Genomic DNA, 13,718 nt, shown 5'->3' on the forward strand with positions numbered 1-13,718 from the left:
TGTGGACGCAAATAAGGTGAGTTGGCTCAGGTTGCTGGTGGCCATGATTGTCTCGCCTGCGCTGCCGATCCTTTCGCTTGCGACTGTTTACTCAGTTGCTGCACCAGGAGGTCAAGACAGTCTCGGATGCCCAAGTCAACTCCGGCACCGTCTCGGCGACCTTCACCTGCCCCCGCTGCGGCCATCCCATGATTGTTCTGGCGATCTTCACGCGCGACCAGGCCATTCCTCAGCAGGCTCGACCACCACGACGGCAACACCGAGTCCGACTGCGCGTCACGCTCTCGCCCTTCATCTGCCAGTGCCGATGAGGGGGTGCCTTGCCCTCGACCTGAAAACCGCCCCGGCGCAGCCAACTTCGCACCGCGCAACCCGGCACGCCGCGTGCGGTCCGCGGCCCCTTGCCGCCGTTCTCACCCCGGTGATCAGCTCGCTCGTCGCCAGCAGTGCGCGCATCAAAGTTCGAATCGCCATAGGTTCGCGCCCCACTGAGTTCCTGCGCTGAATTCCGCGGTTTCCTCCCTGGGGGCTTGTCCAACACCTGGCCTCAAGCCGTTGTCGTGCCGCCGCCTGTGCGCCCCAAGGGCAGGTGTCGGACAACCCTTCACCAACTCAGTCCTTCAACCCTACGCCCCGGACGCCTGCTCTACTGGCGCGAGCGGTCGTCGAGCGCTGCATGTTCGATCTGGCAAACGGCCCTGTGTGACCGCTTGATGCAAGTCGGCTGCGCTACCTTCCGGAAGGAGTGCAGGGACCACGCAAGGGGTCGCGTCGTGATGAAATGATTCATCCGGTCCCCGCCGCGCCGGCAGGCGGCACCATAAGCAAGACGCCGAGCACTGCGGCCACGGAGAGCTTGAAGGCTTTCATGATTGAGCTCCGGAAGCGCGCACATCAGCCTTTGATGAACGCCAGCAGGTCGGCGTTGATCACGTCGGGGTGCGTCGCGCACATGCCGTGCGGCAGGCCGGGATAGACCTTGAGCTTGGCGCCTTTCACCAGTTCGGCCGACACCAGCCCCGAAGCGCCGATCGGCACGATCTGGTCGTCGTCGCCATGCATCACGAAGGTCGGCACGTCGATCTTCTTCAGGTCTTCGGTGAAGTCGGTTTCCGAGAAGGCCTTTATGCAGTCGTAGTGCGCCTTGATGCCGCCCATCATTCCCTGCAGCCACCAGTGCTGGCGGATGCCTTCGGAGATCTTCGCGCCCGCGCGGTTGTAGCCGTAGAAAGGCAGGGTGATGTCGCGGTAGAACTCGGCGCGGTTGCCGGCGACGCCGGCGCGGATGCCGTCGAACACATCGATCGGAAGCCCGCCGGGATTGGCCGCTGTTTTGAGCATCAGCGGCGGCACAGCACCGATCAGGACCGCCTTGGCGACGCGCTTCGTGCCGTGGCGCCCGAGATAGCGCGCCACTTCGCCGCCACCGGTGGAGTGGCCGACGTGGATCGCGTCCTTGAGGTCGAGCGCGGCGGTGAGCGCGGCCAGGTCGTCGGCGTAGGTGTCCATCTCGTTGCCGGTCCAGGTCTGGGTGGAGCGCCCGTGCCCGCGGCGATCGTGCGCAATCACGCGGTACCCCTGCGCCAGGAAGAACAGCATCTGGTTGTCCCAGTCGTCGGCCGACAGCGGCCAACCGTGGGAGAAGACGATCGGCTGTCCCTTGCCCCAGTCCTTGTAGAAGATCTCTGTGCCATCCTTGGTCGTGATCGTGCTCATGATGTTCCTTTCCAGTGGTGTGTCGCCGCGCGAAAGCCTCTTGGACGCCGCGCGCGGATTCGGCGGCCGAGACAAAGAAATCGTCTTGCTTTCCAGCCACGCGCGGTCAGCGCATGGCGCCGGGGATCCTGAAGCGCACCAGGTTCCACCGTGTCACCTGCTCCTCCCACTCGTCGCCCTCGGCGGTCGTTAGCGGCAAGGCCAGGTTCGTGACCACCATCCAGTCGCCCTGCACGGCGGTGGTGGCCGGAAACAGCAGGCCGCGCGGCGCACCGTCACTGCCGATGCCTTCGAACTCGCCGGCACGAACCAGGGTCCGGCCCTTTTTGTCCAGTCCGAGCACCACGTCCGCCTGGTTGGACGCGATCCACAGGAGTCCCTTGTGGAAGAGCAGGCCGTCGGCGCCGAACACGCTCTCCGCGACGATCTCGACCGCGCCGGTGGACGGCACCATGCGCAGCAGCCGGCCGTCGCCGGCATTGTTGACGTAGAGCGCGCTCTCGTCGGCATTGAAGGCCAGCCCGTTGGCGCCGAAGGGCAAGGCTCCCGCAGTGGCCAGCAGCGGATCGCGCGACAGCACCTGCAGCGCACACGGTGCGCAACTCGTCGCGCGCTCGATGCGGTAGATCGCGCCCTGGAACGAGTCGGAGATGTAGAGGTTGCGCGCCTTGTCGAAGACCATGCCGTTGGGTGCCGCGAAGCCGCTCGACCCGAAGGTGATCGCGTCCTTGCTGCCGTCGGGGTTCGGGATCGATCTCGGCGACGGTGCAGGCGGTGTCAGCGCCTTGAACTCGATCAGGTCCTCGATCGGTGTCGAGGCGGTGAACTCGGCGTCGATGCGCTGCAGCTTCGACGCACCGAAGTTCAGGATGTAGAGCTTGCCGTCGGCATGCTCGATGCCGGTCAGGGGCGTTGCCCCGAAACTCTTCTGCGCCAGCAGCCGACCGTCGTGCGAGTAGCGCAGCACCAGGTTGTTGCGCGCCGACTCGGGCGCACGCGCATCGAAGGTTGCGACGTAGATCTCGCGGGTCGCCGGGTTGGATGCCAGTCCTTCCGGATGGCGGACGTTGTCGGGAAGGCTGATGAAGGGCTCCACCCTGATGCGGAGCGGACCCTGGTCGGCGGCCTGCGCCACGCCGGCCAAGCCGAGCAGCGCGAACGCGGACCCAAGGACGCACATGAATGGGTTCATGGCCGTGCACCCCGGCCGGCCGGCATCGAGGTTTGCGAACGCAGCCCGAAAAGGCGGCGAACCTGCAGGGTGGTGCCGGCGACGAACAGGACGAAGCAGGCGCCGACGGCCTTCTGCAGAGCCGGGTCCTCGGGGCCCGAGAACAGGGGCGCGCCGAGCGGCAGACGGGTGAAAGTCTCGGTCAGTCCCGGAATCATGTGGAAGAACAAGGTGGCGCTGTAGCCGACGGTCGCCACGTAGGGCGAGACGTTGCCAAAGACGCGCCTCCTTGTCGCCAATCCTGCCAGCGCCAGCACCAGCAGCGTGACAACGCCCAGCGCATGCGGCTTGCCGAAGCCGCCATGCTGGAAGATGCCGAAGCCGGTGAGGCAGGTCAGCACCGTGGTCCAGACATAGACGCGCCCGAGCCACGTGGCGGGCGAGATCTCCAGGTGGCGCACGAGCGCGAGTACGCCCGACGCCAGCGCCACGAGGCTGATGGCTGTGTGGATTGCGCCCAAGGGTGTCAGTCCAAGCATGGTGTGCTCCTTTGATTTCAGTCTTCGAAAAAGGCCAGCAGATCGGCATTGACCCGTTCTGCCTGCGTCGAGCAAATACCGTGCGAGCCGCCCGCGTACACCTTGAGCGTCGAGTTCCGGACAAGCTTCGATGCTGCGGAGGCGGAAGCGGCGAAGGGCACGATCTGGTCGTCGTCGCCGTGGATGAGCAGCGTGGGCACGTTGAACTTCCTGAGGTCTTCGTTGAAGTCCGTCTCTGAGAAGGCCTCGATGCAGTCGTATTCGGGCCGGATGCCGCCCCGCATGCCGAGGAGGCAGAACGAATCGATCACCCCTTGCAAACGCTTCGCGCCAGGCCGGTTGTAGCCATGGAACGCCATGGCGAGTTCCTGGAAGAACTGCGGTCTGTCGGCCGCAACGCCGGCCCGGATGCCGTCGAATATTTCGATCGGCAGCCCATCCGGATTCGCGGCCGTCTTCAGCATGAGCGGAGGCACCCCACCGATGAGCACGATCCGCCCGATCCGCCGGGTGCCGTGGCGGCCGACGTAGCGGGCCACCTCGCCGCCGCCGGTCGAGTGGCCGACCAGGGCGGTGGACTTCAGGTCGAGTGCCTCGATCAGGGTCGCGAGATCGTCCGCGAAGGTGTCCATGTCGTTGCCGGCCGCCGGCTGGTCGGAGCGCCCGTGCCCGCGGCGGTCGTGCGCGATCACGCGGTATCCGTTGTGCAGCAGGAACAGCATCTGGGCGTCCCAGGCATCCGCGTCGAGCGGCCAGCCATGGGAGAAAACGACGGGCCGGCCCGTGCCCCAGTCCTTGTAGAAAATCCTCGTTCCGTCCCGGGAAGTGACGTAGCTCATGGTGTGCTCCTGATCCAGCGGGGGCGATGGCGCAACGGTACCGGGGCACCTGCCGGGCGTCCCGGATGCGCGCTGGCGAAACCTGAAAACACCTGAAACCTTGTCCATGCACCCGGGCACCGACGCCACTTAAACTGCGCCCACCCGGCTGCGCAGCCCCCTTTTTCAGGATGAAACTCGCCGCTTCCCCGAGCCCGTCGTTCGCATTCGGCCGCTGCCAGGTGTCTGTCCAGCGGCGCGAGTTGCTGCGCGAAGGCCGCCCCGTCAGCCTGGGCGGCAGGGCTTTCGACATCCTGGTCGCCCTCGTCGAGGGGCGAGGCGACGTGGTCACCAAGGACGACCTCATGCTGCGGGCCTGGCCCGGCCGGATCGTCGAGGAGAACACGCTCGAGGCGCAGATCTCGGCGCTGCGCCGCGCGTTGGGTGAGGACCGGACGGTGATCCGAACCGTCGCCGGCCGCGGCTACCAGTTCGTCGCCGAGATCGCGGACGGGCTCGGCGCGCCGGGGGCCGAGGACCTGCAGGCCGTGTCGCCCGTCGCCTCGGCGGTGCGCGCGCTGCCGGTGAGCATCACGCCCCTGATCGGTCGCGACGCGGCGCTGCGGGAGATCGTCGAGCTGGCCGCGAGCAGCCGGCTGATCACCCTCGTGGGAGCCGGCGGAGTCGGCAAGACGCGGCTGGCCATCGAGGCCGCCCGTAGCCTGGCAGGCGGCTTTCCCGATGGCGTGTCGATCGCCGAACTGGGGCCCGTGGGGGCGGTGGAATTTCTTCCCGCCACCGTTGCGGAGGCCCTCGGCTTCCCGCAGGGCGCAGGCACCCCTTCGCTGGACCGCATCGCCACGGCAATCAGCCATCGACGCATCCTGCTCGTGCTGGACAATTGCGAGCACCTGATCGACGCTGCGGCGCAGATCACCGAGAAGCTGTTGCGCGCCGGGCCATTCGCCAGCGTCATCGCCACGAGCCGTGAGGCGCTCAAGATCGACGGCGAGTACGTTTACCGGGTCGCGTCGCTCGACGTGCCCGGCGAGGAGATCCGCGACGTCGACCAACTGCTGGCCTTCGGCGCCCTGCAGCTCTTCGATGCCCGCGCCGCTTCCGCCGGTGGCGAGGAACCGACCAGCAAGGCGCAGGCTGCCGCGCTCAAGGCGCGCATCTGCCGGCATCTCGACGGCATTCCGCTGGCCATCGAGCTGGCCGCGGCGCGCGTGCGGGTCTTCGGGCTGGAGGGGGTTGCCGACCGCATCGACGACCGGTTCAACCTCCTCACCGGCGGCGCGCGGACTGCGCTGCCGCGGCAGAAGACGCTGCGCGCGACCCTGGACTGGAGCTACGAGCTCCTGTCTGCACAGGAGCGCGAGGTGCTCGGCAGGTTGGGCGTCTTTTCCGGTTCGTTCTCCGTGGCGTCGGCCTCCGCCGTCGCTTCCTCCGCGGACATTCCGCCAACTGCGGTGGTCGAGTGCCTCTCGCAGCTGGTGGAGAAGTCCCTCATCACGGTGGATGGTGCCGCAGCCCGCGCGAAGTACCGCCTGCTGGAGACAACCCAGGTCTATGCGCGCGAGAAGATGCAGTCCCGGGGCGCCCTGCGGGAGTACTCGTTGCGCCACGCGCAACACCACCGGGACCTCTTCGGGCGCGCCGAGATCGAGTGGGAGACCTTGCCCACGGCCGAGTGGGTCGCCCTGTACGCCGGCCATCTCGAGGGCCTGCGGGCGGCGGTCAACTGGTGCTTTTCGCCGGAAGGCGACCCATCGCTCGGCGTCACGCTGACCACGAGCGCCGTGTCGCTGTGGATGCAGTCCGGGCTGCTCGAGGAATGCCTGGCGCGCGTGAACCAAGCGCTGGCCCATCTCGACGACGAGGAGATCGTAAACAGCCGTTCACGGATGAAGCTGTATGCCGCGAAGGGCGCCTCCCTGCTGTACCAGGGCGTCGGCTCGGAGACCGGCGCGGCCTTCAGGCGCGCGCTCGACTACGCGGAGAGCCTGGGCGACGATGAGTACCGGCTGCGTGCGATCTGGGGGGTGTGGAGCGTCACCTACCTCAACGGCAACTACGAGGCCGCCCTGGCCCTAGCCCGGCGCTTCTCTGCACTGGCCGACGCGCGGCCTCACAATGCCGACCGCTTCATCGGCAGCCGGATGACAGGCATGTCGCTGCTCTGCCTGGGACGCTTGGGCGAGGCCCGCAGCGGGCTGCAACGCGTGGCCGAGTGCTATGAGGCGCCGGTGCGCCGCTCGCACCAGACCCGCTTCATCTACGAGCAGAAGACGATTGCGCTGAGCTCGCTGGCGCACACGCTGTGGCTGCAGGGCTGCGCGGATCAAGCCATGCGTGCGGCCCGGCAGGCGGTGGAAGGCGCACGCGCGCTCGACCACGCGCCCTCGATCTGCTACGCCCTCACGGAAGGGCTGTGCGCGATCACCGTCCTGAGCGGCGGCGTGGCCGCGCTGGGGGAGGCGGCCGCAGCGGCCGTCGCGGCCACGCGCCGCCACGGCATGTCGACCTGGAAGGCCCGCGGACGCATGTGGAACGGCCTGCTCGCGCTGGGCGCCGGCGACGGGCTGGCCTACGAGCGCGACCTGCGTCCGGCCTTCGACGAGATCGGCGAAGCGCTCTACGTGCTGCACTACACGGGCTTCGTTTCGGCGGTGTGCGAGGCGCTGGGCCGGCTCGGCCGCGAAGCCGACGGGATCGAGCTGGCCACGGCAGGCATCGAGCGTGCCAGGCGCTTCGAGGATCGATGCTCGTTGTCGGAGCTGTTGCGCGCGAAGGCGGACCTCATGGGCCACAGGCCCGAGACAAGCCACCTCGCGGAGGCCCTGCTGGTCGAAGCGGTGGAGACATCCCGGCAGCAGGAGGCCTTGGCCTGGCGGCTTCGATGCGCGACGAGCCTGGCGGGGGTGTGGATGAAGGATGGCCGGCTGGAGGATGCGCGCGGCTTGCTGCGGCCGGTGTACGAAGGCTTCTCGGAGGGATTCGACACGCATGACGTGCGGGCGGCCAGGCGTCTGCTCGAGGCGATGCGCTAGCGGCGAATCTATTCAAGTTCTGCCCAATAGCTCACATTTGCCGGATTTCGAGGTGACCAAAGCGGACGCCGACACCATTCGTACACGGTCCGCAATCAGTCCTGAAGCTGGCGTACAGCCCGCTGGCGCGAATGGGGGCTCATGGCCGCATCCTGCCACATCCTCGCGACGGCGCCGGCGGGCCTAGCGCGTCCTTAGAAGCAGTCGTTCGCGGTTCGTTTTCTCGGCGTTGCCGCGCGGCGCGTGTCCTAACCCTTAGGCAGCCCGGGTCCAAGTTCAGCCGGGCGGTGAAATCGCCCGCAGGACGTCCCTGAACACGTCGTACTGCACTTGAAACGCTTTCGGGCTGTAATCCTGGTAGTACCCAGCAGTCACCACGACGATGAGATCAAGCTTCGGGACGATGCGGATCGACTGGCCACCTCGACCCAGTGCGCCAACCCAATGGACCTGTCGTCCCTGGATCAAGGAGCGGCCGAGCCACCACAGATATCCATAAGACTGATTGTCCGTCGCCTTGATCAAAGGTGCCGTCGATGCATCGATCCAACCTTTGGAGACGATCTGTCTGTCGTTCCAACGCCCGTTCGCAAGGACAAGTTGCCCAATCTTGGCCATGTCACGCGGCCGCAAGCGCAACCCACCTCCGGCGTCGGTATTGCCGCGGACCCGGCTCCACTCTGCACCGGAAATGGCCAAAGGTTCAAACAGAGTCGCTCGCGCGAATTCGTCGAGGGGGCGTCCGGTCGTCTTGCGAACGACGGCCGACACGAGCGCGAGCGCGCCGGTGCTGTAGTGGAATTCTTGTCCTGCCGGCGCTGTCACTGCGCGACTGAGCACGAACCGGCACGGATCTGCCGCCATGCGCATGCGGGCCTCGTCGTTCCAGAAATCTCCAGTTGTTGGCGTCGCCTCAACCCACGCCAGGCCCATCGTCATCGTGAGCGCATGCAGCAGCAAGATGCGCTCCGTTTCAGGGGTGCGCAAGTCGGACAGCTCGGGGAAGAAGCTGAGGATCGGTTCGTTGACGCCGCGTATCAGCCCCTGATCGATCGCAATCCCGAGGGCTAGCGATGCGACGCTCTTGGACACCGACTTCATGGCGTGGAGCGAATCGGCATCAAAGGTGACATTTGCCTCCCGGCTGCCGAAAAAGCGACCGGGAATCTCGTCAAGACCCTCCAAGTAGCGCTCGAACACCAGCTTGCCCCCGTGGGCGACCAGGACAGCATGGATGTTTTCGCCCGAAGTCAAGAGCCGGTCAGTCGTCCTGCACAGCGCAGCGCCGTCAACGCACCGGTCGCCGTTGACAGCGGCCACGGGCCAGCCGTCGTCTCGCTCGCGTGGGACACCGCAGTCCTCGAGCGGATCCGCGTACGCTGGCCAACCGGTGAGCGACGCAAGCGCAGTCCCCCCGAGAAGTGAAGCAAACTCGCGCCGTCTCATGTTAGGACCTTCGATTCAGGTTGAAGCGGGCGCTGTTGTAGCGCCTGCCTCCTGGCTAGATCCTGACGGAGCGCTCCGAGGTCCGCAATCGAATTCTGGGCCAGCCGTGACCGACCGGTTCTAGCCGTGATGAGTCGACCAGGCGGCCGGGCTGGCAAGTAAGGCTCAGGTTGCGGCCGCGCATCCTTCAGGCTTGAACACCCGCGTGGTCGAACCAGGGTACTTCTCAAGCTTGGCCGCCGACCGCGAAGGGCGCGGGAGCAATTCACCGCCGCAGTTTGGGCACGTCCCGGCAAGGCGCCGATTCGAGCAATCGCTGCAAAACGTGCACTCGAAAGAACAGATACGGGCATCGGCCGAATCCGGCGGCAGATCTCGGTCGCAGCACTCACACCCTGGGCGCATTTGAAGCATGGCGGATTCTCAGAAACTTGGTCGTGGAGCTTAGACGAAGTCGAATTGGGCGACACCGGCGACCGTCGGGTCCTGGCTGCATTCTGCCTTCATGCTCACTTCGCAGCTTCCTCTTCACCCGGTTCGCCGGGGCCTAAAAGTTCGCCGTCGTGGTGGTGTGGTAGCCGGTGAGCCTGCCGCCCTGCGTCGCCTCAGCGCCGCGCGCCTTCCTGGTTGAAAACAGCAGTGTCGCGGCCATCACTCCGAACAGTGCGGGCAGGGTCCATGCACCGAAAGCGTAGACCAGGCCAATCGGTACGAGAGCAGCAAGAATCAGAAAAAGTGCCCTGAACATGGCCTCAGTTTGCCTCCCTGCGGCCATCTTGTATCGTGAAGAAGTGGACGCACGGCACAGAAATTGGCCGAACGCGATGGAGGCGAGCCGAGGTCCGTTGTTGGGCCGGATTCTGCCGCAGCTATTGGCGCGCCGGCGCCGCCCCGTTGGTCCCGAAGTGTTTGGCCGCGAGCTCCTTGGCACGGCGCATCCCCTCGTCCGTCAGGTAGACCGACTCCTGCCGCTTGTGGGGTTCCGTGATGAGCCCCTTTTCATGCAGACTCTCCATAGTTGCGAAGTCATATCGCTTCCATACACGTCCGTTCTCGAACTCGAAGACGCCGAGCAAGGCCAGAAGCGCCTCTTCGACCTTGACCATGTCGTATCTCATAACATCGCCCCTCAACGTTCGAAGGTGGACCGTTTGCACGGCACCGCCCCTGATTGGCCGCGGCTGCCGCAAGGCGGCAGTTCGACTTTACGATGGTACTTTGGGAATTTGGTCTGCGCCCACAGCATGGTCTCCCCGCGGCAGGAGTCGTACAGGCTTCAAATCTGGCAGCGCACAGAGATGAAAGCAAGCAAGACTAAGAAGCCCACGTCCTGGAGCGACGTCAAGGCCAGACTGACCCACTTCGACCACGATGGACTGGTCGGCCTGGTTGCATGACCTGTACACGGCCAACAAGGACAACCAAATATTCCTTCATGCCCGTTTCGGGCTGGGCGAAGATGTCCTGGCGCCGTACAAGGTCACCATCAACCGTTGGCTCTGGCCCGACATGTTCCGGAACCAGAACGCGTCCGTCGCCGAGGCCAAGAAGTCCATCGCGAGCTACAAGAAGGCCATTGGCGACCCGGAGGGTCTGGCGGAGCTGATGGTCTTCTACTGCGAGCGCGCGTCGGGCTTCAGCGTCGAATTTGGCCTGCAGGATGAGGGGTTTTTCATCGCGTTGGTGCGAATGTTCGAGCAGGCATTGCAGGCCATTGCGAGACTGCCAGATGCGCTGCGCCCCTCGCTCATCGAGCGTCTGGATGCGGTGTGTCAGATCAGTCAGAACATCGGCTACGGCGTCGAGGATGCCATGAGAGACCTGCTGGTCGAGTACGGCACCCACGATTGACGACGACGCTCAAGATCAGCTTCTGGCCGGAAGCGGCTGGCCGCAGACTGCACCCTCTCGCTCGTCGGTACCGCTCATCGCACTCCGAGAGCGTTCGCAAGTCGCTCCAGTGTTGCGAGCTGCCAAGTCCTCTCAGCGACAAATGACTCGGGATCGCAGACTGCGCCATAGCCGCCGTCGCCGTAGACCGCAGCGTACGCGGCGTAGTCTGCCGCCTGAACAACACGGCCGCCCAGTGCATTCGCCACGGCATAGCTTGCTGATACAGCTGCGTGACCCACGCCGTCCAATGATCGAGAGCCTTGATGCCGATTGGCCAAGACCGCGGCTTCAGCCGCAGCCCGATCGAGGGCTCCTCGATCCGCTTCCCCCTTGACGTACGCCTCCAGGATGTCGAGGCAGCGCGCGACACCCTCGTCCTCAAGCAAGTGACGGACGCGTTCGACGCATTCCCAGCCAAACGCCAACTTCAGCGCCTCATATTGCGCAGACGATTCGCAGGCCAGCAGGGCTGAGGAAACTGCATCGGTCATGGCTTGTAGTCCCTTGTGAATCACTCGCTGCGAACTGTCCCGAATACAGCTGGCTGCCCATTCTTGACCACTGCGCCGTCAGGCGCACGCGCTTCAATGCGACCGGGGCGCGCCCCACCCTGCCCTGCTCGCTATCCAGGACGGCAGCGATCAGGTAAGGCGGCGGGCCGATTTGTCATCGAATCAACGACTTGCGCGCGCCGTCGTCAAAGTTAGAACCTAATTTTGATGGAATTCCGGTCTAACTTTGAACGAACTCATTTGGTGAGTTAGCGACTGGGGTGCTCGGAAGCCGAACTGCTGGAGGCAGAGCAGCCGGTAGGCCGCTCGGCAGACGACGTGCGGCCGTATCTCGCAGGAAAGCGCCAGTAGCGATGGAGTCTGGGTTTCTCATGACCACGAAGATCGGGGCCACTTGACAAGAGGCCCAGCCCGAACTTTCGTTTCTGGGCGGGGCCTCCGCGCATTTGGGGTGTCCGTTTCCGGCTTTCCCAAACCCGAAACGCCACCTTGGCCACCGCCGACCCAGGCGCGGCATCGGCTGGTGTCGCTGTACCTCGCAGGACGCCGCTTACGAGCGCTAGAACCGCGACGGCTCTTCGGACGGCGGCTCCTTCGGCCTGGCACGCTCCGTTAGGGTTTTTGGCGCCCGCGAGGGAGCCGGCGGCGCTGGGCTCGCCTCGAAGATCTCGGGCGGCGCCAGCTTGAGCAGCAGCTGCGCCGGGTCGATCGTGCCTTCCAGGTGCTGGTCGAAGTCGCCGGCGGCGCAGCAACCCGAAGAAGGCCGCAGCGCGCAATCAACCTATTGGTCGGGCAGCCCCGCCTTCGCCAGCCCCGCGTAGTAACGCTCGCGCTGGGCGCGGCAGAGGTCGTTCGCGCACAGCCGCTCGTCGCGGAACGACGAAATCGTGTAGGAGGGCAGCCGCCGCCTGAACTCCGCCAGTGCCGCGCGCGCAGTTTCCGTCTCGCCCAAGTTTGCTGCCGCCGCTGCGACCCACGAATGAGCCACCGCGTGCTGCGGCCGCTCAAGCACCGAGCGCCGCGCCCATTCGAGCGCCTCGCCGTCGTGGCCCAGGTACAGATGCGCCGCCGCGGTGACGACGAAGATGCCGTTGAGATTTGGATCGCGCGGGCTGAGCCGCCGCGCCTGCTCGAGGGCGGCGATCGCTTCATCCTGCCGCCCGAGCGTGCAACGGGCATAACCGAGCCAGAACCAGGCGCTTGCATCGTTGCGATTGAGCCCGATCTGGCGCCCGAGCAACTCCACCGCCTGCTCGGAGCGGCCGGCCAGCGCTAGCGTCGTACCGCGCACGCCGACGACGCGTGCATCGGCGGGATCCAGTTGGAAGGCCTGCGCCGAGAGTCTGTCGGCCTGTTGCAGCCACTGCTCGCGCGTCGCGCCGCGCAGGCTCAGCCAGCGCTGCGACACGTCGTAGTTATAGGTCTGCGCCAGCAGCGCGAAGGCGAGCCCCGACCCCGGGTCGCGCGCGCTCACCTGCTCGAGCAGCCGGCGCGCCTCCTGCAGGGAGTCCGGCGTGGTCCGGTTGAACTGCAGCAGCCACCGCGCCTGCAGCAGCAGCTCTTGCGAGTCGGCCCCGGGCTGCGCTCGAGCACGTGCGGTTTCCACCTCCTGCAGCGTCAGGTCCAGCGACCTCGCCACCGTCCCGGTGACTCGGCGGTACAGCGCAGGAAGGTCGGGTAGCTCGCCATCGATACGGTCTGCCCACAGGGCGCGCCCGCTCTCGCCGTCGACGAGCTGCAGGGTCAGTCGAACCGTGTCGCCCAGGCGCACCAGGCCGCCGTCGAGTACATAGCGCACGCCGAGCTCGCGGCCCACGCGACGCGCGTCGACGCTGCGGCCGCGGTAGCTGTCCGCGGTCGCCCGTGCGATCACGAAGCTCTCTGGGATGCGCGACAGGTCGACCGTGATCTCGTCGGTGAGCACGGCAGCCAGCCGGTCCTGCGCCGGGTCGCCGCCATCACTTGCAAGGGGCAGCACAGCGATCGACAGGCGAGGCGGTGCGGGTGGCACCACCGGTGCGCTGCGCTGCTGCCACCACCCAGCCAACGCTGCCGCAGCGACGGTGGCAGCCGCGAGGGCGCTCCAGAGCGCGGCGGCAGCAGCGCGTGGCCTCACCGGCGCGGCGGCCTCAGCCGTGACCGTGCCAATCGCCGCCCGAGCCGACGAGGACGGCACCGCCGTTTCGCCAGCGGGTGTGGCCGGCCCCGCATCGGCGGCGCGTGAGGCCGGCACAGGCTCGACCGGAGCCGCGAAGAGATACCCGCGCCGTGGCAGCGTCTTGATGATGTGCTGCCCGTGCTCGCCGAGCACCTGCCGGATGTCGGAGACACAGCGCGTCAGCGACTCCTCGCCGACAACGACATCGGGCCAGACGGCGGCCAGGATCTCGTCCTTGCCTACCGGCCGGCCTGCGGCCTCGGCCAGGTAGACCAGCACGTCGAAGCTGCGCGGGCGAAGGTCGAGCCTCCGACCGGCCCGGCGCAGCGTGCGGCAGCCGACGTCGAGATCGAACTCTTCGAAGCGCAAGCGGTTGGCGGCTCGAACCTGCATCTGGTCTCCCCGGCCTGTG

Annotated in this window: 13 protein-coding genes; 3 read left to right on the forward strand and 10 right to left on the reverse strand. The window is 66.3% G+C overall.

From position 1 onward, the window contains the following. Positions 1–894: 894 nt before the first annotated feature. The 4 genes from AC3A6X_RS34050 to AC3A6X_RS34065 all read right to left on the reverse strand — a co-directional run bounded on the left by AC3A6X_RS34050 (position 895) and on the right by AC3A6X_RS34065 (position 4,265). Positions 895–1,716 (reverse strand): alpha/beta fold hydrolase, encoded by an 822-nt coding sequence (locus AC3A6X_RS34050; RefSeq protein ID WP_487846307.1) that lies wholly within the window; start codon positions 1,714–1,716, stop codon positions 895–897. Positions 1,717–1,822: 106 nt separating this feature from the next. Next, positions 1,823–2,908 (reverse strand): NHL repeat-containing protein, encoded by a 1,086-nt coding sequence (locus AC3A6X_RS34055; RefSeq protein WP_487846308.1) that lies wholly within the window; start codon positions 2,906–2,908, stop codon positions 1,823–1,825. Beyond that, a complete protein-coding gene (locus AC3A6X_RS34060; protein WP_487846309.1) occupies positions 2,905–3,426 on the reverse strand; it encodes a DUF2306 domain-containing protein in 522 nt (173 codons plus the stop codon). Before AC3A6X_RS34060 ends, AC3A6X_RS34055 begins: the two co-directional genes overlap by 4 nt. A gap of 17 nt (positions 3,427–3,443) precedes the next feature. Next, positions 3,444–4,265: an alpha/beta fold hydrolase gene (locus tag AC3A6X_RS34065; protein ID WP_487846310.1), complete on the reverse strand. Its 822-nt coding sequence runs from the start codon at positions 4,263–4,265 to the stop codon at positions 3,444–3,446. A gap of 170 nt (positions 4,266–4,435) precedes the next feature. Here AC3A6X_RS34065 and AC3A6X_RS34070 point away from each other — a divergent pair, with 170 nt between their 5' ends. Then, positions 4,436–7,297, forward strand: a complete 2,862-nt coding sequence (locus tag AC3A6X_RS34070; RefSeq protein ID WP_487846311.1) for an ATP-binding protein — start codon at positions 4,436–4,438, stop codon at positions 7,295–7,297. A 276-nt stretch (positions 7,298–7,573) separates the two neighbouring features. Here the strand turns inward: AC3A6X_RS34070 and AC3A6X_RS34075 are convergent, their stop codons facing one another. From AC3A6X_RS34075 to AC3A6X_RS34090, 4 genes are all read right to left on the reverse strand, one after another. Then, positions 7,574–8,617 (reverse strand): serine hydrolase domain-containing protein, encoded by a 1,044-nt coding sequence (locus AC3A6X_RS34075; RefSeq protein WP_487846312.1) that lies wholly within the window; start codon positions 8,615–8,617, stop codon positions 7,574–7,576. Between the two features lie 291 nt (positions 8,618–8,908). Next, complete coding sequence (locus tag AC3A6X_RS34080) at positions 8,909–9,157, reverse strand: DUF1272 domain-containing protein (protein ID WP_309972962.1); 249 nt, start codon at positions 9,155–9,157, stop codon at positions 8,909–8,911. A gap of 133 nt (positions 9,158–9,290) precedes the next feature. Continuing rightward, on the reverse strand, positions 9,291–9,491 hold the full coding sequence (locus AC3A6X_RS34085; RefSeq protein WP_487846313.1) for a hypothetical protein: 201 nt from the start codon (positions 9,489–9,491) through the stop codon (positions 9,291–9,293). Positions 9,492–9,612: 121 nt separating this feature from the next. After that, positions 9,613–9,849: a DUF6429 family protein gene (locus AC3A6X_RS34090; RefSeq protein WP_487846314.1), complete on the reverse strand. Its 237-nt coding sequence runs from the start codon at positions 9,847–9,849 to the stop codon at positions 9,613–9,615. A gap of 265 nt (positions 9,850–10,114) precedes the next feature. Between AC3A6X_RS34090 and AC3A6X_RS34095 the strand changes: the two genes are divergently transcribed. Beyond that, positions 10,115–10,594, forward strand: a complete 480-nt coding sequence (locus tag AC3A6X_RS34095; RefSeq protein WP_487846315.1) for a hypothetical protein — start codon at positions 10,115–10,117, stop codon at positions 10,592–10,594. Between the two features lie 74 nt (positions 10,595–10,668). Here AC3A6X_RS34095 and AC3A6X_RS34100 read toward each other — a convergent pair whose 3' ends face one another. Continuing rightward, on the reverse strand, positions 10,669–11,127 hold the full coding sequence (locus AC3A6X_RS34100) for a hypothetical protein (RefSeq protein WP_487846316.1): 459 nt from the start codon (positions 11,125–11,127) through the stop codon (positions 10,669–10,671). A gap of 276 nt (positions 11,128–11,403) precedes the next feature. On the opposite strand from AC3A6X_RS34100, the gene AC3A6X_RS34105 reads away from it, so the two are divergent. Next, the gene (locus AC3A6X_RS34105; protein WP_487846354.1) at positions 11,404–11,499 is read left to right on the forward strand and encodes a hypothetical protein; all 96 of its coding nucleotides are present in this window, start codon (positions 11,404–11,406) and stop codon (positions 11,497–11,499) included. A gap of 430 nt (positions 11,500–11,929) precedes the next feature. On the opposite strand, the gene AC3A6X_RS34110 is transcribed toward AC3A6X_RS34105, so the two are convergent. Continuing rightward, positions 11,930–13,699: a winged helix-turn-helix domain-containing tetratricopeptide repeat protein gene (locus tag AC3A6X_RS34110; protein ID WP_487846317.1), complete on the reverse strand. Its 1,770-nt coding sequence runs from the start codon at positions 13,697–13,699 to the stop codon at positions 11,930–11,932. Between the last annotated feature and the right edge of the window lie 19 nt (positions 13,700–13,718).

Source organism: Variovorax sp. Soil_C_12, from assembly GCF_057657375.1.

Coding starts and splice junctions, on each gene's coding strand:
- AC3A6X_RS34050 (WP_487846307.1), bottom strand. CDS start 1,716: ATGAGCACGATCACGACCAAGGATGGCACAGAGATCTTCTACAAGGAC.
- AC3A6X_RS34055 (WP_487846308.1), bottom strand. CDS start 2,908: ATGAACCCATTCATGTGCGTCCTTGGGTCCGCGTTCGCGCTGCTCGGC.
- AC3A6X_RS34060 (WP_487846309.1), bottom strand. CDS start 3,426: ATGCTTGGACTGACACCCTTGGGCGCAATCCACACAGCCATCAGCCTC.
- AC3A6X_RS34065 (WP_487846310.1), bottom strand. CDS start 4,265: ATGAGCTACGTCACTTCCCGGGACGGAACGAGGATTTTCTACAAGGAC.
- AC3A6X_RS34070 (WP_487846311.1), top strand. CDS start 4,436: ATGAAACTCGCCGCTTCCCCGAGCCCGTCGTTCGCATTCGGCCGCTGC.
- AC3A6X_RS34080 (WP_309972962.1), bottom strand. CDS start 9,157: ATGCTTCAAATGCGCCCAGGGTGTGAGTGCTGCGACCGAGATCTGCCG.
- AC3A6X_RS34085 (WP_487846313.1), bottom strand. CDS start 9,491: ATGTTCAGGGCACTTTTTCTGATTCTTGCTGCTCTCGTACCGATTGGC.
- AC3A6X_RS34090 (WP_487846314.1), bottom strand. CDS start 9,849: ATGGTCAAGGTCGAAGAGGCGCTTCTGGCCTTGCTCGGCGTCTTCGAG.
- AC3A6X_RS34095 (WP_487846315.1), top strand. CDS start 10,115: ATGGACTGGTCGGCCTGGTTGCATGACCTGTACACGGCCAACAAGGAC.
- AC3A6X_RS34100 (WP_487846316.1), bottom strand. CDS start 11,127: ATGACCGATGCAGTTTCCTCAGCCCTGCTGGCCTGCGAATCGTCTGCG.
- AC3A6X_RS34110 (WP_487846317.1), bottom strand. CDS start 13,699: ATGCAGGTTCGAGCCGCCAACCGCTTGCGCTTCGAAGAGTTCGATCTC.